Below are 20,498 nucleotides of genomic sequence, written 5' to 3' on the forward strand. Positions count from 1 at the left end.
ATGAATAAAGACACAAATAAAAAAAAACTAGATTCAATTCTTAGGGTTGATCATGCCGGTGAAACCGCAGCTGCCAAGATATATGATGGCCAATTAGCAATACTTAAAAACACACCTGTTGGACCAACAATTCAACATATGAAGGACCAGGAAGAAGAACATTTAGATACATTTAATAGGCTTTTAGTAGAAAATGATACTCGACCAACTGCTTTACTTCCCTTGTGGAATGTTATGGGATACGGGCTTGGAGTTGCAAGTGCCTTAATGGGCGAAAAAGCTGCTATGGCATGCACTATAGCCGTTGAAGAAGTTATTGGAGAGCATTACGCTAAACAAGCCGAAACACTTGATAAGAACGATAATAAATTAAAGTCTACTTTAGAAAAGTTTAGAGATGATGAATTAGATCATCTAGAAACAGGCGTTCAACATGACGGAGAGAATGCTCCAGGTTACGAAATCATGAAAACTATTGTTCAATTTGGTTGCAGAACCGCAATAAAAATATCTGAGAAAATATAAATTTTTGTTTATCTAAGAATTCTCTAATTCTGTGTCCCAATATAAAAAATCTCGCCACGATTCATGTAAATAATTTGGAGGAAAGTGCCTACCATTATTTTTCAAAAAATTTATATTAGGAGCATCTGGTTTGATTAAAGGAAACATGTTTATTTCTTTTGATTGCTTGTTTCCTTTCTTATAGTTACATGGCCTACAAGCCGCTACAACATTACTCCAATTAGTTTTTCCACCTAAAGATCTTGGAACAACATGATCAAAAGTCAGATCATGTGATTGTTTTGTTAAACCGCAATATTGACAGGAAAACCTATCCCTTAAAAAGACATTAAATCTGGTGAATACTGGAGATTTTTGGTTTTTAATATATTGTTTTAAAGAAATAACACTAGGAATTTTCATTGAAAAGCCTGGAGATCTAACTACCTCATCATATTCAGAAACAATATTCACTCTATCAAGAAACACAGCTTTTATAGTGTCTTGCCATGACCAAAGTGACAAAGGAAAATAGCTCAGAGGTTGATAGTCTGCATTTAAAACTAAAGTAGGTGAAAAAGAAGATGAAGTCATAAAGCCCTAATTTGAAAATCATTGATATTAATTAAGCTTATCAATGTTTAATTATTATTAAATATAAAAAATATTTTTTAAACAAATATTAATTTAATTTTTTTAAGATCTCCATTCCAGCACTTATGCCTTCAGGATCGATGCCGTGTCCAAGATTAGGCCTGGATAGTGTTTGAACATTAAAGCCAATTTCATTTAAGAGATTTTTAGAGTTTTCAAGGGATTGGAATGGAACAACTTCATCTTGTTGACCATGTACTAATAACACAGGAGTATCTGCATATTTGTGCTTACCGTCTATAAATTGTGATTCGGCCGCCTTAACATTCTCATCTCTAAGAGCTCCTGAATATCCTATTATTGCTCCAAATTGATGCTCATTAATTAACAAACATTGCATACTCATCATTGCACCTTGTGAAAAACCTATCAAAATTACTTCCTTTGATGATAAATCAAGATTTTTTGCTTCTATTTTAAGTAAATTAAGTAAATTTTCAGAAGCATGAATTGCTCCATTAGGTATCTCTTCAATTGGAAACCATTGTCTTCCTGAAGGAGACATCGCACAGGGGTGTGGAGCATCTGGCGAAATAAAACTCGCATTAGGCATAGCCATCGAAAAAGGGTTCGCTAAATCAATTAGATCCTTTCCATCGGCTCCATAACCATGAAGAAATACCACTAAGTTACTCGCCTTACCACCGGCTGCTGGTGGGCGCCTGTATATATTATTCTCACTATTCATTACAAACCTTATGTTTTATTTAATTGAATTCATACTATATAATATAAAGAAAAATTATTACTGAAATAAAAAAATAAGATTTTATCTTTAAAATCAGGTATTATATTTATAATAAGATAGTATTATATTAATTATATTGAACTGCTTTGAAAATATTATGGAAACTCAAAATAAATTAATCGACCCATTCGGAAGAGACGTAAACTATTTAAGAGTTTCAGTGACTGATAGATGCGACTTCAGATGTACTTACTGCATGGCTGAAGATATGCAATTCTTACCTAAGAAAGACATTCTAAGTCTCGAAGAAATTGAAGAGGTTTGTAGAGCATTTATGAAGCTCGGAACTAGAAAAATTCGTTTAACTGGTGGTGAGCCATTAGTAAGAAAAGGAATAATGCAGGTTATTAATAATCTAGGTAAAGAAGTTGGCGGTGACTTAGATGAATTAACTATAACAACCAATGGAAGTCAATTAGAATCAAAAGCAGAAGATCTCTATAACGCCGGCGTTAGACGAATTAACGTTTCTTTGGATCATTTAGACCCTATTAAATTTAAAGAAATTACTAGATGGGGTGACCTTGAAAAGGTTAAAATTGGATTAAAAAAAGCACGTGAAGTTGGCCTTAAGATAAAAATAAATACTGTTGCCATAAGTGAATTTAATCAAAGTCACTTAGCTGACATTCTTAAATGGTGTGGTGATGAGGGTTTTGACATGACTATTATTGAAGTCATGCCTATGGGTGATATTGGTGGAGATACAAGGTACGGTCAATATCTACCTTTATCACAAGTAAGAATGGAGTTAGAAAAACAATTTACTTTAGTTGATCTTCCAGAAAGAACTAGCGGGCCTGCCAGATATGTATCGGTTAAAGAAACAAATAATAAACTTGGCTTTATAACACCTTTAACACATAATTTTTGTGAAAGTTGTAATAGGGTAAGGTTAACTTGTACTGGTGTTTTATACATGTGTTTAGGTCAAGACGATAATGCAGATTTAAAAACTGTATTAAGAGAACATGGAACTGATGCTCTTGAAGACGCCATAAGGTCTGCAATTGGAAGAAAGCCTAAAGGTCATGATTTCGAAATCTCACGAAAATCAAACAACGTGTCTGTAAACAGACATATGTCTCTTACTGGTGGGTAGACCTTAATTTAATTTAAGGTTTTGTGGTTTGATGATTATTATACTAATAAAAATTACTGAAATAGGGATTATAGTGTAAAATAACATTATTTCCCAACCTAAGTTACTATGAAGATATCCCGCTAAAAAAGAACCCATTGCAACAAATACAAATATAATAAAGTCAGTCACACCTTGAACTTTTGCTCGTTCCTCAGGTAAAGCAGATTTTGCAATGATATCACTTCCGCCAACATAAAGAAAATTCCAGCCTAAGCCACATAAGAATAAAGCTATCCAAAAATTTAGAACAGTATCACCTAAGATTCCAAAAAATACAGAAAAAGCATAGAGTATTATCCCAACAAGCATCACCTTTCTATTTCCAAAACGAGATATAATAGAACCTGTAAAAAAAGATGGGGCAAACATTGCGATTATATGCCATTGAATGACGGTAGAACTCGCACTGTTTCCTAATTTACAGATATTTACAATCTGAAGAGGTGTTGCTGTCATTATAAAGCTCATAAGAGAATAACCTACAGCAGCAGCTAAAATTGCTATTATTAATGTCTTTTGCATTAAAATATCTTTCAATGGTCTTATTTTTTTTGCTGTTACTTCTGGTTTTTTAATTTTAATAAAGCTTAAGATTGTAAAATTTATAATTTGAATTGATGCTGCCAAAAGGTATGTTGCTAGGTAAATATAGTCTGGGAAAAGATCAAATGAGTATCTTGAAACTTCAGGACCAACAACAGCGGCAATAACACCTCCAGCTAAGACTAAAGAAATAGCCTTGCTTTTTAAATTGTTTGAAACATTATCAGCAGCTGCATATCGATAAAACTGCTGATTAGCTTGCGAAAAACCAAGTAATATAGACCCTACAATAAATAAATGAAAACTTTTATCAATTATCGAAAAAGCTATTATTAAACAACCAATAAAAGCCGCCAAGGATCCTAATAAAAACATTGATCTTCTGCCAAATTTTCCCATTAATAACGAAACAGGTATAAGTGTTAACGCAATTGTAAGAAATTGAAGGGATAGGGGGATTGTCGAATAAGATGGATTTGTGGCCAGCATGGCTCCAACCAAGCCGGTATTAATCATATTAATACTTGTTGTAGTTATCGATAAACCCTGCGCAACTGACAATATCAGGGTATTTCGTTTTTCTAATTCCAACTACTTATTGTCTTTATTTAAATATGATATTAACTTCAAAATATACTCAATCTGATTAAATTAATTAAGGAGATAAATTTGAAAACGATAACCGCTCCTGGAACTAAAAACCTTATAACAGATGTTTCCGGAGTACAAGTAGGTCATGCAGAAGATTATAAAATAGGAACAGGAGTGACTGTTATAACTGGTGACAATCCATTCTCTGCAGCTGTGGATGTTAGAGGTGGTGGACCTGGTACCAGAGAAACTGACATGCTCAGATTAGAAAACTCAATAGGTCGTGCTGATGCCATTGTCCTTTCTGGTGGCTCTGCCTATGGACTTGACGCAAGTTCAGAAATACAGGATTTACTTCGTAACGACGGTAAGGGATATCAATTAGGTAAAGCAATTATCCCCTTAGTTCCATCCGCAGTAATTTTTGATCTTAATATAAACGACAATCCTCATGTAAATAAACTAGGACATAGATCGCCTTGGAGAAATTTAGCAAATCAGGCTTATAAATCTTGTAGTAATAATTTCCTTTTAGGATCTTATGGCGCTGGTTGTGGAGCTACAACTGCAACTTTAAAGGGTGGACAAGGATCATCTTCATGGAAACAAAAGTATTCCAATGGTCAAGAGTATACTGTAGGTGCAATTGTAATCAATAACGCAGTAGGCAACCCTTTGCTAAATAAGGGTCCATCATTCCTATCAGGATATTTAGAAATCAACAAAGAATTTGGAGGATATGGAACTAGCAGTGAAAATTTTGATCATGTTATTAGATCGAAAAGACTACCTCGTTCCATCGGGATAGCAGACACTTTTGATGAGATTTCTAGCAATACAGTTATTGGCGTAGTTGCAACCGACGCTCCTTTAAGCCGTGCAAATTTAAAACGATTGGCAATTATGGCGCACGATGGAATTGCAAAATCTCTTAGTCCAGCGCATACACCAATGGATGGAGACACAATTTTTGCTATCAGTACGAATCAAAACAATAATAAATCTGAATTGGATAGTATAGATATTTTAGCAATGGGATCTAGAATCAGTGATTGTGTAGCTAGGGCATGTAATAGAGCAGTGTATGAAGCCGTTTCAATTGTCAAATCAAAGCCGACATGGAAAGAGCTATTTAAAAGCAAATAATCTTATAAAAAATTAGGTTTTTATATTTAGAGCCTCTGCTTTTTTCTTCAAACGCAGATAGAAAATAGAGGCGAATGGAAGGCTAATAATATAAACTAATACTAACGTTATAAAACCTTTGATAGGGTTGCTAATAATAGCATTACTTAGAAGAGCTAAAATTATTAACATAGGTATAACAAGTGACTTTGGAACTTGAAAAACTTTACCTGAAAATGTTGGTAAATTACTAACCATTGATATAGAAATAAAAACTATCCAAAATCCAATTATATCAAAAGATTTAAACATATATTCATTTAAATAACCTTCAATAGCAAGCGGGAAAAGCATTAAAAAAGCTGCCGCGGGTGTGGGTACTCCATTAAAATAATTTTTAGCATAACTAGGTCTTTCAGACAGCTCTGAGTTAAATCTTGCCAACCTAAGCGCGGAACAAATTACGTATAGGACGATAACAATCCAAAAAATGTTGTCTTGTGGCTTATCCATCCATAAATACACTGCCAAGGCAGGCACTGCACCAAAAACAACAAAATCTGAGAGTGAGTCAAGGTGCATTCCAAATTCACTTGTAGATTTTAATAATCTAGCAACTCTCCCGTCTAGCATGTCAAAAACAGACGCTATAATTATCATAATTATCACATTATCCCAGTTACCAAAAAGAGCTTGATACATCGCTTGTAAACCAAAAATGAGAGCGCAAATTGTAAGAAAATTTGGAAGCATCCAAACAACTGAAAAACGTTTAGGCCTTAATTGGAAAGCTTTTTTTGCTAACTTTACCCCTCTATTTTTCATTTAAGTGTTCTCTCACAGATTTAGAACTTTTAGTGAAATCACCTATTATAGTTTCTCCTGCAATCATTTTTTGTCCCTTTAGCACCATGACAGATACATCTGATGGAAAGTAAACATCTACTCTACTTCCAAATCTAATTAAGCCAAATACCTCTCCTGCTTTTAGTAAGGATCCTATACCAACATCACAGATTATTCTTCTAGCTACCAAACCTGCAATTTGAACAAAAGCTATTTTCTTACCATTTTCAGTCTCCATTCCAAGAATAAGTCTTTCATTTTCAGTAGAAGCTTTATCAAGACTTGCATTAAAAAAAGACCCTGGTATGTAATTTTTATAAAAAATTTTTCCTAGCATTGGTGATCTGTTTACATGCACATCAAATACATTCATAAAAACGCAAACTCTAGTCCAGTTTCCAACAGGCAAACCAATTTCTTCATCTGGAGTTATCTTTGAAATTTCTATAACCCTTCCATCAGCAGGAGAAATGATCAGATTGTTTTTATTTGTTCCTGATAATATTGGAGTTACCCTAACGGGATTTCTAAAAAAATAGATACACCAGATTGTCAGTACTAAACCAAAAAAATATAGAGGACTCCAAAACCAACCCATTATTACTGTCAAAATTACAAAAATAGCAATAAAGGGTATTCCAGCCGAATGAATAGGAACTAACATAGAAGTTTTAATAGAATCAATTATGGTCATTTGTTTTCCTGACTAATTTATATTGAGCTATAGTAATACTTTGGATATAATATACGAATAACAATTTACAATTATATACAATTGTGTTTTTTAAGACAAATGATATTAGTGTTTTACGAATTTAGGGGTTTATTGTGAATACAGTTAAAGAAAAAAAACTAAACGCTATCAAATCAGATATTTCAGAAATCAAAGATTTTGTTATGTCTAATAGTAGTATAAACGAAAAACAACTTTCAAATAATGGTAATTTGAATGATAGTGAAGATGATACCATCACTTTGACAAATATAGTTGATACTAAAAATAGTGTTTCAAATGTAAATATTTTGGCTGAAATTAAACAAGATTTAAATTTATTAAAATCAACTTTAATTAAACATGAACAAATTCTTACAGAAATATTACTTAAAATTAAATAATATTTTGATTATTTCATGACAATTTTCTCTGGTATTTTCTTAGTAAAATTTGTAAAGAAAGTGTCTATTATTAAAAACATGTATCTTTTTTAGTTGTGTGTTATATATTGTGTGCTAGTTATTAAGTGTGTGGAGGTTCATATGCGTTTTTTAAAATATAATTTTTTGCCATTATCACTATGTGTTTTAGCAGGTTTTACAACACTTGATTCTAAAATTTCATTTGCTGGGGGTGACCCTACAATAAAGGATCAAAAAGTAAAAAGCTCTAAGAGCAACATTAAACAACATAGTCACTCCAAAACTTATGTAACCAAACAAAAGAATTTGTCTTCCACAAAAAATTCAACGGTAAACACTAAATCAAACAATAACACAGATACTGAAAATACTGGATTTGCTGCAATAGAAGATGTTCCATTGATTGTTGATTTATCATCTGTAACAGATGCAGATGGAATGGGCACAGTTAGCGTGCAATGGCAAATATCCAATGATAATAAAAAATGGACGAATATTAGTGGAGCTACTACTCAATCATTTACACCAAGAGAAATTCATGTTGGTAGTAGATTAAGAGTAGTTATTTCATATATCGATGGCCAAGGAAATTTAGAGCCTCTAACAAGTCCGCCTTCTACTCCAGTAAAAAATGTAAATGACAAACCTACTGGTTCAGCTAGACTTATTGGGTCTTCAGTTGAAGATAGTGCGCTTGTTGTTGATACGTCTAATATTGCTGATGAAGATGGTATTGGAGGCTTCGATATATCATGGCAAAGATCATCTTCAAAATCATCATGGGAAGCTTATCCTGCCGTACAAAGTGAAGTTCTTAGATTAACTCAGAACCAAGTGGGGTTTTCATTTAGAGCAGTTGTTTCATATATTGACAGTCACGGAACAAGAGAAGTTTTATATACTAGCCCTTCTGAAACTATTGATAATTTAGATGACCCTGTTCAAGGTGAGGTGAGTATTGAAGGTGAACCTAAAGAAGGTGCAACTCTAACAGCTTTGTCTAATTCTCTAACAGACGAGGATGGTATCGCCTCTATTTCTATAAGCTGGGAAAAATCTAAAGATGGTCGTAATTGGATTGTATTAAATAGCTTAAGTGGACCAGCCCTTTCTCTAAATCAAACATTAGTAGGATCTCAAATAAGGGCCAGAGTTGCAGTTGTTGACAATTTTGGTATTGAGACCAATCTATATAGTCAAGCAACAAGAACAGTTGAAAATATTAATAATAAGCCCTCAGGTAGAATTATTATAAGAAGAGTTGGTCAATAATATATTAATATTTTATTAGCTAAATATTATAAATTAAGTTTGAAATGGAACTAAATTTTTCTGATACTGTTTAATGGAGTATTTTAAATGAAACAAAAGCCTGATTTTGAAAATTCAAATTCTAACGTCATATCATTTCATAAATTCAAAGAAAACCAAAGTGAGACAGTCACATCTACAATAGCAGCAATATTAGCTGTTAAAATAGAACATCCTAAAAACATTTCCCCTGAAGATTTTTTTATCAACGAGATTGATACTCATCATAATATAGAAATATTAGCTTTTGAAGATGCTTTAGAAAATGACAGCATAGGCCTAACAACCAAAGAAGCTCAAAACGACGCTTCAAATGATGACTAATACCTTTTTAACATTATAAATTAATATTATTTGGATATTTTAGTTAATTTCCAAATTTGAGGTAGCAAAATTGATGCAAGTATTAATTTATAAAAATCACCTATAATAAATGGCTGCATACCTTTTAAAATGGCAAACTCAAAACCTTTAATTATAGATAGCTGCACAATTCCAAAAAGATAAATTATTAACATACCTAACATCATTGCAAAAACTGACTTAAGTAATACTTTTCCCCATCCCCTGTCAGCTAACTCACCAATAATTAGGGACGCTACAAGAAACCCAAAAAGAAACCCACCTGTTGGGCCCATTAAATAAGGTAACCCACCACCATAAGCAAAGACAGGTAAACCTATCATTCCTTGAAACAAATATAGGCTAACTGTTGCGACTGCTATATTCCTACCACATAACATAGAAATCATTAAAATAGCTAGAGGTTGCAAAGTCATAGGGACTGGATATAAATCTACTTTTATCTTTGCTGACAATACTAATATAAGACTGCACAATATCACCGTGAATGTTTTAGTAATAAATGAGAAATTATCTTCAATTTTACCTTTTAAAATAAAACTTTCAATCCAGCTTGATGTAAAAGATGTATGATTATTCATAATAAAAACCCTTTGATTCCATTAATTTAAATATTAGTATCTATGGAAGGTTTATAACATAAATTATTTTTTTATAAAATTATATTTTGTAGGGCTCTTTCATGGCTGAACTCGATGACATATTAACACCACTTAGTATTTGGTTAAAAGATAAGAGAAAAATTGCTCTTGCTACTGTAATTTCAACTTGGGGAAGCTCACCAAGACCTGTGGGAGGTCAAATGGCCATAGATCAAAATGGTGAAATAATTGGCTCTGTTTCTGGTGGTTGTATAGAAGGTGCCGTAATTACTGAAGGAATAAAGTCGTTAAGCGATGGTAAAACTAGAGTTAAAGATTATGGAATTTCAAATGATATGGCTTGGGAAGTTGGGCTTGCTTGTGGTGGAGAACTTAAGGTTTTAATTCAACCTCTTCAAATTGAAGATAAAATTATTTTTTCTATAGTTGAAAGTATAAGAAAAAGGGAAGTAATAAAATTAAGAATTAATACTAAATCAGGTTTAAGAACAATAGATAAGTCTATATCTCAACAATCAAGCTCTTTTAATCAATTGATGAATGAGTTCATACACATTATTGACCCTAAACCAAGGTTATTCATTATTGGAGCAGTTCACATAGCTCAAGAGTTAGTAAAACTAGCTACTATAGCTGATTTTGAAATAACATTAATTGATCCTAGAGATCATTTTGCAACTAAAAAAAGATTTCCAAACTGTCAAATTATTAATGATTGGCCAGATAATGCTTTATCAAAATTCACATTCGATAAATCAACACACCTAGTGACATTAACTCACGATCCAAAAATTGATGATCCAGCTTTAATATATAGTCTTAAAAAAAATATAGGTTATGTTGGATCTTTAGGAAGTAAAAAAACACATCAAAAGAGGTGTGAAAGATTATCCTTATTAGGGTTCAACCAATGTGATTTGAATAAAATTCATGGTCCAATCGGTTTAGATATTAAGGCAAAAAATCCTGCTGAAATTGCTATATCTATTTTAGGAGAAATAATACAATTTAGACGTGCTAACTGATGTCAGACAAAAGTGACAAATTCCTAATAAAAAAAATAATTTTAGCCGCAGGTTTAAGTAAACGATATGGACTAAAAAACAAACTTACTCAACATATCAATAATAAACCAATAATTAATTGTCTACTAGACAAGTTGTTAAGCATATATGATACCAGTGAACTCTTAATAGTTACAGGATATGAACATGAAACTATTATCAATTTAATAAATAATTCTGATATTGAATGTATATATAATAATGATTACAAAAAAGGAATTGGGACATCAATATCTGCTGGGATTAGAGAGTTAGATAAAACCATTAGAGGTGTAATGATAATTCCTGCTGATATGCCAATTATATCAACAAAGGATTTAATTAAATTACAAAATAAGTTTATAGAATTGAATTGTAGTAAAGTTATATTTCCTAAATATAAATCTCAATTTGGAAACCCTGTAATACTTCCTAAAAAATACTTTAATATATTAGAAGGCTTAAAAGGAGATTTCGGAGCAAAGTCTCTAATTAACAAAACTGATATAATAACTGTAAACACTGACATAGGAACTATTTTTGATATAGATACAGTTTCAAATCTAAAAAAAGCTGAAAATATTTTATAAAAACTAAGACGCAGCTCTTGCAGCTTTTTTTCTTTCATGCTCTTTTAAATATTTTTTTCTAATTCTTAAACTGTCCGGTGTAACTTCAACTAATTCATCATCATTAATAAATTCTAATGCAAACTCTAAAGTTACATTAATAGGCGTTGTTAAAGTAACAGCATCATCAGTTCCAGATGCTCTTACATTTGTAAGCTGTTTTCCTTTAAGTGGATTGACAACTAAATCATTATTTCTACTATGAATTCCTATAATCATACCTTCATATACATCAATACCATTCTCTATAATCATTTTACCTCTGTCTTGAAGATTAAATAATGCATATGGCAGTGCTTTTCCTTGGCCTATAGAAATAAGTGCTCCGTTTCTTCTACCTGTTTGAAGACCTTGGATTATTGGACCATATGTATCAAAAGTATGGTATAATAATCCAGATCCAGACGTTAAAGTTAGAAACTCTGCTCTAAAACCGATTAATCCTCTACTTGGCATATTATAATCCAAGCGGACACGACCTTTACCATCTGGAACCATATCTGACAACTGAGCTTTTCGTTCACCCATTTTTTCCATGATTTTACCCTGATGAATTTCTTCAACGTCAACAGTTACATTTTCATAAGGTTCTTTTTTAATTCCGTCTATATGCTTAGTAATAACTTCAGGAGAAGAGACTCCCATTTCAAAACCTTCTCTTCTCATATTTTCAATTAAAATTGATAAATGAAGTTCACCTCTTCCAGAAATTCTAAATTTATCTGGATTATCTGTATCTTCAACTCTAAGAGCAACATTTGTTTTAAGCTCTTGCTGCAAACGGTCTCTAATTGACCTACTTGTAACTAATTTACCTTCTTGTCCTGCAAATGGGCTGTCGTTAACTTGTATCATCATACTAATAGTAGGCTCGTCAACTGAGAGCTTTTCAAGTACTTCCAATTTACCAACTTCACAAATTGTATCTGAAATTTTTAGTTCACCTAAACCACTAATTGCAACTATATCCCCAGCACTTGCTTCGTCTACTTCTTTCTTCTCAAGGCCGTGAAAATTCATAATTTGTAATACTTTACCTTGTCTTGCATCACCATCAACATTTCCAATTGATACTGATTGCCCTTTTTTAAGTTGTCCTCTTCTAATTCGTCCTGTTCCAATTAAACCCACGTAGCTTGAATAACTCAAAGCTGAAATCTGAATCTGAAGATCTCCATTAGGATCAACATTAGGGTAGTCTACATTTTTAATAATAGTTTCAAAAATAGTATCCATGTTTTGTTTTTTATTAGACAAATCATCAGTTGCCCAACCTTGAATTGCAGAAGCATATACTACAGGAAAATCAAGTTGCTGTTCATCAGCTCCTAATCTATCAAAAAGATCAAAAGTTTGATCTAACACCCAATCTGGCCTTGCTCCATCTCTGTCAATTTTGTTTATAACAACAATAGGTCTCAATCCTGCTTGAAGTGCTTTTTTTGTAACAAACCCAGTTTGTGGCATTGGTCCGTCAACTGCATCAACTAACAATAAAACAGAGTCAACCATAGAGAGAACTCTTTCAACTTCACCTCCAAAATCAGCATGGCCAGGAGTGTCTACAATATTGATCCTAAACTCTTTCCATTTTAAACCAGTATTTTTTGACAAAATAGTTATACCACGCTCTTTTTCAAGATCATTAGAATCCATAACTCTTTCTACTGTTTGAGAATGGGCAGCAAAGGTTCCCGATTGCTGTAACAAAGTATCAACCAAAGTTGTCTTGCCGTGGTCAACATGAGCGACAATTGCAATATTTCTAATTAATTTGATTTTATCTTCAGGTTTCAAATTATTACTCATTTTAAACTCTACTATGTTTTATTTATTATTAATTAAAGATTGCCTATATAGACCTTTATTAGGCATTTTGTCACTAAATAAAAAAATTATATGATTTTTAGACCTTATATAAACTTTAAGTCATACAAATACGTCATCTTCACTCTCTATTACAGGCTTTATTTTTTCAGTTTTTAAAGCCAAAGCGAGTAATGGAGGAACCATGAGCAAAGTTAAAATAGCAGAAGTCGCCAAACCTCCAAAAACTACTGTGCCAATACCTCTGTACAACTCTGAACCTGATCCAGGAAAAATAACTAATGGAATTAATCCAAATAAGCTTGTTAAAGTTGACATAAATATTGGTCTAATTCTATTCCTTGTTGCTTCACTTATAGCCTCAACAGTCTTCATATTTTCATATCTTATATGCCATAAGGTTTGCTCTACCATTAAAATTGAATTATTAACCACAATCCCTGCTAAAATTATAAAACCTAACATTGTTAGCATGTCTAAGGGTTGAGGAGAAAACTGATTTAAAATTACTAACCCCATAACTCCACCCGCTCCTGCCACCGGAACAGTTATCATAATAACTAAGGGAAGAACAAATGATCTCATCAAAACTGTAAGCAACAAAAAAATTACAAAAAGTGCTATCATTACATTATTTTTCATAGCCAGCCATGTACGCTCTAATTCACTAGCAGCTCCAGAGAGATTTATAGAAACGCCTTGAGGTTTATCTTTTTCAATAGGGCTTACAACTAAATTTTGAAGTTTTAAAACTGCATCTTCTAAAGAAATGCTTTCATGTGGGCGCAATTGTATAGTTAAAACACGTCTACCTGATAACCTTTTTATCTGCTCAGGCACACCTAACAATTTAATATCTGCTACTTGAGATAACCTTACAAGCTCTCCAGTTTTTGTTATTAAAGGTAGATCTTTTAAATCATCAATTTTATTAGTATTTGCTTTGTTAGAAGTAAGTACTAAATCAATCAACCTACCTTCAAACGGTATTTCCGCCACTCTAACACCATCATTGTATGCGTCTAATGATTGAGCAAATTCTCTAGCAGTCATTCCAGCATTTGCTAATTTTTCTGGTATTGGTTGGATCATAACTTGTGGAGAACCTGCTCCCATTTGTGGGACAGACCGAACCTGATGTCCATTTTTAGGAGGAAATTCATTTCTGATTAATCTTATAATTTTTTGGGCCGTAGGTTGAATCAATCCCAGAGAAGATCCAGTTATTTCTAATTTTATTACTCTCGCTCCACCTACTGATCTACCAAATAATGAAGCCTGCTGAGCAAATGCTCTAGCACCCGGTTGTGATCTTATTGGTTTTGTAAGAACTGGTAATATTTCTTTAACTCTATCTGGGTTCTCAGTTGCAGCTCCTGCAAATGCACCTCCTGAATAAGCTACAAAGAAAAATCGAGCAATTTTTGGTTTACCAAATGGTCCGTCTTTTTCTGCTTCCCAAAGCGGTTGTGCCGCCTTTTCCATAGCGCGCGATATATCAATAGTAGCTTCTTTGTTATAACCTGATGGCACCATAATACGAGCAAACACAAAATTCCTATTCCCATCTGGTAAATAATCCAATGGAGGCAAGAAAAAGGTAATAATGGCTGTTGCAGTAAAAAATAAACCAAAAACAACTGATAAACCAAACTTGAGTGAATTTGTAGACCAAAAAGCATAATTTTGAATTGCTTTGGCAAACTTAGATGCAAATTTGTCTACAAAGATTATGGAACGTGTTTTATTAATTTCATCCTTGGATTCCTTTAATACTTTGGCTGCCAGAGTTGGGATTAATGTAACAGAGATCAATACAGAGATTAAAACAGAAACTGATATTGCAATACCAATATCTCTAAATAACTGTCCAATAGGGAGATCAAGTAACAAAATAGGTATAAAAACAACTACAGTTGTGAGAGCAGAACCAAGAATTGGAGCCCACACTTGTCGAGAACCGTTATAAGAAGCCATTAATGAAGTCATTCCTGATTGCTTTAATCTATATATGTTTTCTTGACTTACAATAGAAGCATCTACAACCATACCAACTGCAAAAGCTAAACCTGCTAATGAGATGACATTTACCGATAGACCTAACCAAGAAATAGCTACAAATGTCCCTATAACAGAGACCGGTATGGCTAACATAATAATAAAAGTAGGCCGAAAACTTCTCAAAAAAAGCATAAGTATACAAATCGCTAAAATTCCACCAATTAGAATATTTTGTTGAACTAATGCAATGGCCGCATTTATGTATATTGTCTCATCATATACATTTTTTAAAACAAGCCCATTTTCTGCAAGCACTCCCTCATTCAATTTTTTTATTTCTATTTTAAGATTATTAATAATTTCTACTACATTTGAATTAGGCTCTCTTATTACCGCAAACGTGATAGCGTCTTGACCGTTCATTCTTCTAAAACTTGTAGGTTTTTTATAAGACATAAAAATTTTCGCAACGTCTTCAAGTTTAATATTTACAAGTCTACCTTCTTCATCTACTTCAGATCTTAAAATTATATTCTTTGCTGTTTCTGGAGTATAAGATATAGCTTCTGCTCTAAGAGAATAAGACCTTTTACCCTCTATTATTTCTCCTGCAGTTACTTGTGCAGAACTTGCTCTTAACGCTTCTAAAATAACTGGTACAGAAATTGAAAATTCTGCCAACTTTTGTGTGTCTAATGCAACTCTTAACTCCTTTTTTTGTCCTCCTCGAAATGTGATTTCTGAGATACCTTCAATACGTGACAATTTTTCTATGATTTGAAACTCTACAAAATCACCTAAACTTCCCAAATCTTCAACTTTAGAATTAGGCAATTGAACCATAGCTAATCTTGAAATTGGACTATCATCTGAATTAGACGTTCTAACCGTTGGACGTCTTGCTTCAGATGGAAGGCCATCTATTGAAGCAACCTTACTTAAAAGTTGTATCAGTGCGATGTCCATGTCTTGACCAAGGCTATAAGTTAGTGTTACTCGTGCTGATCCAAATCTGCTATCTGACTCCACATTCTCCACACCAGAAAGTGATACAACAGCCAATTCAAGTCTTGTTACAACTTCTCTTTCTACATCCTCTGGAGAGGCTCCAGGCCAAGAAACCCTTACTTGTAAAACTGGCTTATCAATATCTGGTGTCATTTGTATAGGTATCTTTTTAAGAGCCACTATACCAAAAGCTATGATTAAGAAAATAAATGCTGCAACTGCAATAGGTTGTTTAATTGAAAGTTTAATTAAACCGTTCATTATTCATTATCCTACGTTTTAAAATTCTTTTTATTTATTTTTATTTTGTTTATGTATTTTAATTTTAATTGATTGATTTGGTCTTAGGTTTTCATTTCCTTTTACAACCACTAATTGTCCTTCTTCTAAACCTCCTAAAATTTCTATTTTATTCCCAACAGATATTCCTATCTTAACTAACTTTTGTTTTGCTAAACCTTTCTCAAAACAATATACAATTTGTTTATTGCCCCTTGATATCAAGGCATCTTTAGGTATTAACAATCTAGGTAAACTTTTACCAATTGAAATTTCGAGAGAAAACCTCGTCCCTGAGGCACTTAAACTCTTAGGCAGACTTTCATTTAAGGTTATTCTCACTTTGCGTGTTCCAGTTCTTATGTTTTCTGAATTCACTATCCCTCTTACTTTACCTTTATAGTTAGTTTTATCATTTATGATATTCACTTCTGATCCAATTATAATTTGTGAAGCTAATTCAGATCTTAAATCTGTTTCTATCTCATTAAGACCATTAGCTAAAATTGAGGCTAAGATTTTCCCTTTTGAAATTAGGGCTCCTGTTTGAGCTTGGATAGAGATGATATTTCCATCAACGGGCGATAAAATCTTGGCAAAAGTAAGGTTTTCTTTATTTTCATCTAAAGAAATTTTAAGTTTAATAATATTATATTCTCTTTGAGCTATTTGTTGTTTATTTTGAAGAAGTGAAATGTTTACATTATCTAGATTATCTTGAGTAATAATCTTTCTTTCTTTTAAATTTTTTGCATTTTTTGCCTTTGAATCTCTTAAAGAAAGTTGTTCTTTTAGAAGATTTAATGTTTTCTCTTCTAATTTTAATTCAGCATTAATTTGCTTAATATTTCTGATTATATCCTTTGAAGCAAGTGTAAATAACAAATCATTTTTTTTTACATCATCTCCAATTTTGAAGTGAACCTTTAATATTTCTTGATTAATTTTTGAAGAAACAATTATAGGATCTAGTGCAACTAATCGTCCAATAGCATTAGTTTTTTCTGAAACTTTGACAACTTTAACTTTTTCAATTTCAACTAACGATGCTCTTTTACTCTTATCTTTAAATTTAGATTGAGCATGTAGGGGGGAAGCAAAAAAAAGACACATAAAAGTTAAAATAGAAATATAAAGTTTCATATTATTTTTCCAAACTTATTTTAATTTTAAATTAAAATTATTAATATTTTAAAGTTGTGGGCCTGCTTTTAAAAGAGATTTTCCTTGCTCATTATCACAAAATTTTTGAAAATTATTTATAAATAATTGTGCTAATTCTTTAGCTTTTTTACTCCACTCTTCATTAGAACTCCATGTTGATCTAGGGTCAAGTAAATTTGATGGAACATTATTAACTTTTAGTGGAACTTCTAAATTAAAAATTGGAATATTTTGCGTTAAGACATCATCAAGTTCGTTATTTAAAATAGCGTCTATGATTAATCTAGTATTTTTAAGTGATATTCTTTTACCTTCTCCATTCCATCCAGTATTGACTAAGAAGACATCAGATTTTACATATTTCATTCTTTGAGATAACACATTTGAATATTCTGTTGGATGTAACATTAAAAAAGCAGCGCCGTAACAAGCAGAAAAAGCTGGTTCAGGCTTAGTTACCCCTCTTTCTGTTCCAGCTAGTTTTGCCGTAAAACCCGATAAAAAATGATATTCTGCTTGTTCGTAAGAAAGTTTTGAAACCGCAGGTAAAATACCAAAAGCATCAGCAGCCAAAAATATAATTTTTGACGCATGTTTGCCCTTTGATATTGGTTTAACAATATTATCAATATGATATATAGGGTAAGAGACTCTTGTGTTTTGCGTAACCGAAGTGTCACTGTAATCAACTATACCATTTTCACCAACTGTTACATTCTCTAATAATGCGTCTCTTCTTATAGCTTTATAAATATCAGGTTCTTTATCAGAGTCTAAATCTATTGTTTTTGCGTAACATCCACCCTCAAAATTGAAAACCCCCTCTTCATCCCAGCCATGCTCATCATCTCCTATTAATTGTCTTTTTGGATCAGTAGAAAGAGTAGTTTTACCGGTTCCTGATAATCCAAAAAACAAAGCTACAGATCCGTCTAAACCTTTATTTGCTGAGCAATGCATTGAAGCAATATTTTGTTGAGGTAAAAGATAATTCATTACAGAAAACATACCTTTTTTCATTTCACCGCCGTACCAACTTCCTCCAATTATTTGAATTTTATCTGTTAAATTAAAGGCTATGAATGTCTCAGAATTCAATCCATCATCTTTGTAGTTAATGTTAGCAACTTTAGAACCATTCAGCACATGAAAATCTGGAGTAAAATCTTTCAACTCTTGATCAGATGGTCTGATAAACATATTTTTAACAAAATGAGCTTGCCACGCCACTTCAACTACAAACCTAACTTTTAAACAAGTATCTTTGTTTGCACCACAGAAAGCATCAATAATATATATTTTTTTACTTGAAAGTTGATCAGTTACTAATTTTTTAAGGTTGTTCCATACCTTATTGTCAATAGGCTTATTATCATTCTTTGATAATTCAGATGTCCACCACAAATTATTTTCAGTAGTATTATCTTTTAAAATATATTTATCTTTTGGAGATCTTCCTGTGTAGATTCCAGTCATTACATTTACTGCACCAAACTGTGTATTTTGAACACGCTCTAAGCCATCTAATTCTGGAGAGTTTTCTAGTTGGTAGAGAGTTTCGTATGAAGGATTGTATACAATGTCTTTGATATTTTTAATTCCAATATCTGATAACTGTTCTTGTATTATTTTATCCATTTAAATATCCACAATTTATTATGTAAAAGTATTCATTAATATTTATTATTATTAGAAATCTATCAAGTCAATTATAGTTAAAAATTATCATTAAAAAAATCAAAATTAATGATGTAAAATATTATTTATTCTAATATGTTTTCGGTATATAATACATAGGGATTATTTCAATATAATTTGCATGATATTCTCAATTTAATTTATTAGAAATTAAACAATATGAAAAACCAAGTAACTATTATTGGAGGAAGTTTAGCAGGTTGGGCTAATGCATCTGTTTTTGCTGAAAATGGATATCAAGTTAATATTTACGATAAACAAAGCCAAAACTTTGGTTCACAACAAATTTCACCAAATGGCTGGTTAGCATTAGCCAACTTAATAGATATAAAAAAAATTAAACCTTATTTTGAGCCTTTTAATAATATCCAAATTAAATATATGGATAATAATCAGAAATTAGAATTACTATCTAATTTTAATGTTGGTAATAAAACTACTAATTATGGATCTATTGAAAGAAACAGTATTGTAAAGTTATTAAAAGAAAATGCACTTAAAAATAAATCGATTACAATACATAATTCTTACATTGAACATATAGTTTCAAATAACGAAACAAATGAAATTATAGACGACAATGGAAATATCTTTTTAGCAAAATCAATAATTGGCGCAGATAGCATAAATGGTATTTCAAGAAAATTTGTAATTGGGTCAGATACCAAATCAAAACAAAAAAAAATTTTTAGAGCCTTTTCTTTTAAAACAAGCTCTTATCAATTAGCTAGAAACTCACTCCAACTCATTATTACCTCTATTGGTCATTTTGTTATTTATCCTACGATAATTGATAAAAAAAATGCAACTAACTATATATTTGTTTCTGCAGACGATAAATCCACACCTCCAGTTATTCATGATAAAATATTAAGTTATTTAATACCTGATGATATTAATTGGGATACAACTTTTTCTACGAACTCTAATGAAGAAAATAATACAATCCATAGAAATGGTGTATTTTTAGTTGGAGATGCTTCTATAGCGATGCCCCCTCACATAGCTCAGGCAGGTAATCAAACATTGGAAGATGCTGCTTTTATAAAAAAATGCTTACAAGAAAACAATGATTTTAAACAAATGATCAGTATGTTCATAAAACAAAGATATATTAAAAGAAATATAATCTCTAAAAAATCAAGATCTATCGGGAAAATCCTAAGCGCTCAAAAATTAATGGGGCACTTTAGAAATTTAACCTTGAAATCTTATGGAAATGATATTTTGGAGACTGTTTTAAATCCAATATGGACATCTGAAATAAATGAATAAATCTCT

19 protein-coding genes are annotated in these 20,498 nt (G+C 31.9%); 9 read left to right on the plus strand and 10 right to left on the minus strand.

Features of this window, described 5'->3' with window-relative positions:
- Positions 1–525, plus strand: coding sequence for a demethoxyubiquinone hydroxylase family protein (locus tag ABXT66_RS09095; protein ID WP_443643187.1), 525 nt, complete (start codon positions 1–3; stop codon positions 523–525).
- A gap of 12 nt (positions 526–537) precedes the next feature.
- Here the strand turns inward: ABXT66_RS09095 and ABXT66_RS09100 are convergent, their stop codons facing one another.
- Complete coding sequence (locus tag ABXT66_RS09100; protein ID WP_443643188.1) at positions 538–1,098, minus strand: HNH endonuclease; 561 nt, start codon at positions 1,096–1,098, stop codon at positions 538–540.
- 88 nt (positions 1,099–1,186) lie between these two features.
- Positions 1,187–1,846, minus strand: a complete 660-nt coding sequence (locus ABXT66_RS09105) for an alpha/beta hydrolase (RefSeq protein WP_443643189.1) — start codon at positions 1,844–1,846, stop codon at positions 1,187–1,189.
- 157 nt (positions 1,847–2,003) lie between these two features.
- Between ABXT66_RS09105 and moaA the strand changes: the two genes are divergently transcribed.
- Positions 2,004–3,008, plus strand: a complete 1,005-nt coding sequence (gene moaA, locus ABXT66_RS09110; RefSeq protein WP_443643190.1) for a GTP 3',8-cyclase MoaA — start codon at positions 2,004–2,006, stop codon at positions 3,006–3,008.
- Between the two features lie 3 nt (positions 3,009–3,011).
- Here the strand turns inward: moaA and ABXT66_RS09115 are convergent, their stop codons facing one another.
- On the minus strand, positions 3,012–4,184 hold the full coding sequence (locus ABXT66_RS09115; RefSeq protein ID WP_443643191.1) for an MFS transporter: 1,173 nt from the start codon (positions 4,182–4,184) through the stop codon (positions 3,012–3,014).
- Between the two features lie 78 nt (positions 4,185–4,262).
- Between ABXT66_RS09115 and ABXT66_RS09120 the strand changes: the two genes are divergently transcribed.
- Positions 4,263–5,330, plus strand: a complete 1,068-nt coding sequence (locus ABXT66_RS09120) for a P1 family peptidase (RefSeq protein ID WP_443643192.1) — start codon at positions 4,263–4,265, stop codon at positions 5,328–5,330.
- Between the two features lie 12 nt (positions 5,331–5,342).
- On the opposite strand, the gene ABXT66_RS09125 is transcribed toward ABXT66_RS09120, so the two are convergent.
- Positions 5,343–6,134 carry a CDP-alcohol phosphatidyltransferase family protein gene (locus tag ABXT66_RS09125; RefSeq protein ID WP_443643193.1) on the minus strand — a complete coding sequence of 264 codons (792 nt, stop codon included), beginning with the start codon at positions 6,132–6,134 and terminating at the stop codon, positions 5,343–5,345.
- Complete coding sequence (locus ABXT66_RS09130; RefSeq protein WP_443643194.1) at positions 6,124–6,849, minus strand: phosphatidylserine decarboxylase; 726 nt, start codon at positions 6,847–6,849, stop codon at positions 6,124–6,126. The genes ABXT66_RS09125 and ABXT66_RS09130 overlap by 11 nt, the downstream gene beginning before the upstream one ends.
- A 134-nt stretch (positions 6,850–6,983) precedes the next feature.
- Between ABXT66_RS09130 and ABXT66_RS09135 the strand changes: the two genes are divergently transcribed.
- From ABXT66_RS09135 to ABXT66_RS09145, 3 genes are all read left to right on the plus strand, one after another.
- Positions 6,984–7,271: a hypothetical protein gene (locus ABXT66_RS09135; RefSeq protein ID WP_443643195.1), complete on the plus strand. Its 288-nt coding sequence runs from the start codon at positions 6,984–6,986 to the stop codon at positions 7,269–7,271.
- A 141-nt stretch (positions 7,272–7,412) separates the two neighbouring features.
- Entirely contained in the window at positions 7,413–8,564 is a 1,152-nt protein-coding gene (locus ABXT66_RS09140) for a hypothetical protein (protein ID WP_443643196.1), read from the plus strand.
- An 87-nt stretch (positions 8,565–8,651) separates the two neighbouring features.
- On the plus strand, positions 8,652–8,927 hold the full coding sequence (locus ABXT66_RS09145; RefSeq protein ID WP_443643197.1) for a hypothetical protein: 276 nt from the start codon (positions 8,652–8,654) through the stop codon (positions 8,925–8,927).
- Positions 8,928–8,953: 26 nt separating this feature from the next.
- On the opposite strand, the gene ABXT66_RS09150 is transcribed toward ABXT66_RS09145, so the two are convergent.
- Positions 8,954–9,547, minus strand: coding sequence for a biotin transporter BioY (locus ABXT66_RS09150; RefSeq protein WP_443643198.1), 594 nt, complete (start codon positions 9,545–9,547; stop codon positions 8,954–8,956).
- 101 nt (positions 9,548–9,648) lie between these two features.
- On the opposite strand from ABXT66_RS09150, the gene ABXT66_RS09155 reads away from it, so the two are divergent.
- Together ABXT66_RS09155 and ABXT66_RS09160 are read left to right on the plus strand one after the other, a co-directional pair.
- Positions 9,649–10,593, plus strand: a complete 945-nt coding sequence (locus tag ABXT66_RS09155) for an XdhC family protein (protein ID WP_443643199.1) — start codon at positions 9,649–9,651, stop codon at positions 10,591–10,593.
- The gene (locus tag ABXT66_RS09160; protein ID WP_443643200.1) at positions 10,593–11,201 is read left to right on the plus strand and encodes a nucleotidyltransferase family protein; all 609 of its coding nucleotides are present in this window, start codon (positions 10,593–10,595) and stop codon (positions 11,199–11,201) included. Before ABXT66_RS09155 ends, ABXT66_RS09160 begins: the two co-directional genes overlap by 1 nt.
- A 3-nt stretch (positions 11,202–11,204) precedes the next feature.
- Here ABXT66_RS09160 and typA read toward each other — a convergent pair whose 3' ends face one another.
- From typA to pckA, 4 genes are all read right to left on the minus strand, one after another.
- Positions 11,205–13,049 carry a translational GTPase TypA gene (typA, locus tag ABXT66_RS09165; RefSeq protein ID WP_443643201.1) on the minus strand — a complete coding sequence of 615 codons (1,845 nt, stop codon included), beginning with the start codon at positions 13,047–13,049 and terminating at the stop codon, positions 11,205–11,207.
- Between the two features lie 120 nt (positions 13,050–13,169).
- Positions 13,170–16,337 (minus strand): efflux RND transporter permease subunit, encoded by a 3,168-nt coding sequence (locus tag ABXT66_RS09170; protein WP_443643202.1) that lies wholly within the window; start codon positions 16,335–16,337, stop codon positions 13,170–13,172.
- A gap of 30 nt (positions 16,338–16,367) precedes the next feature.
- On the minus strand, positions 16,368–17,498 hold the full coding sequence (locus ABXT66_RS09175; RefSeq protein WP_443643203.1) for an efflux RND transporter periplasmic adaptor subunit: 1,131 nt from the start codon (positions 17,496–17,498) through the stop codon (positions 16,368–16,370).
- Between the two features lie 48 nt (positions 17,499–17,546).
- Positions 17,547–19,157, minus strand: coding sequence for a phosphoenolpyruvate carboxykinase (ATP) (gene pckA, locus ABXT66_RS09180; protein WP_443643204.1), 1,611 nt, complete (start codon positions 19,155–19,157; stop codon positions 17,547–17,549).
- Between the two features lie 219 nt (positions 19,158–19,376).
- Here pckA and ABXT66_RS09185 point away from each other — a divergent pair, with 219 nt between their 5' ends.
- Positions 19,377–20,492, plus strand: a complete 1,116-nt coding sequence (locus ABXT66_RS09185; protein WP_443643205.1) for an FAD-dependent oxidoreductase — start codon at positions 19,377–19,379, stop codon at positions 20,490–20,492.
- Positions 20,493–20,498: the final 6 nt, after the last annotated feature.

It is taken from the genome of Candidatus Levibacter sp. Uisw_134_01 (genome assembly GCF_047717795.1).
Lineage (GTDB): Bacteria > Pseudomonadota > Alphaproteobacteria > Puniceispirillales > Marisalimonadaceae > Marisalimonas.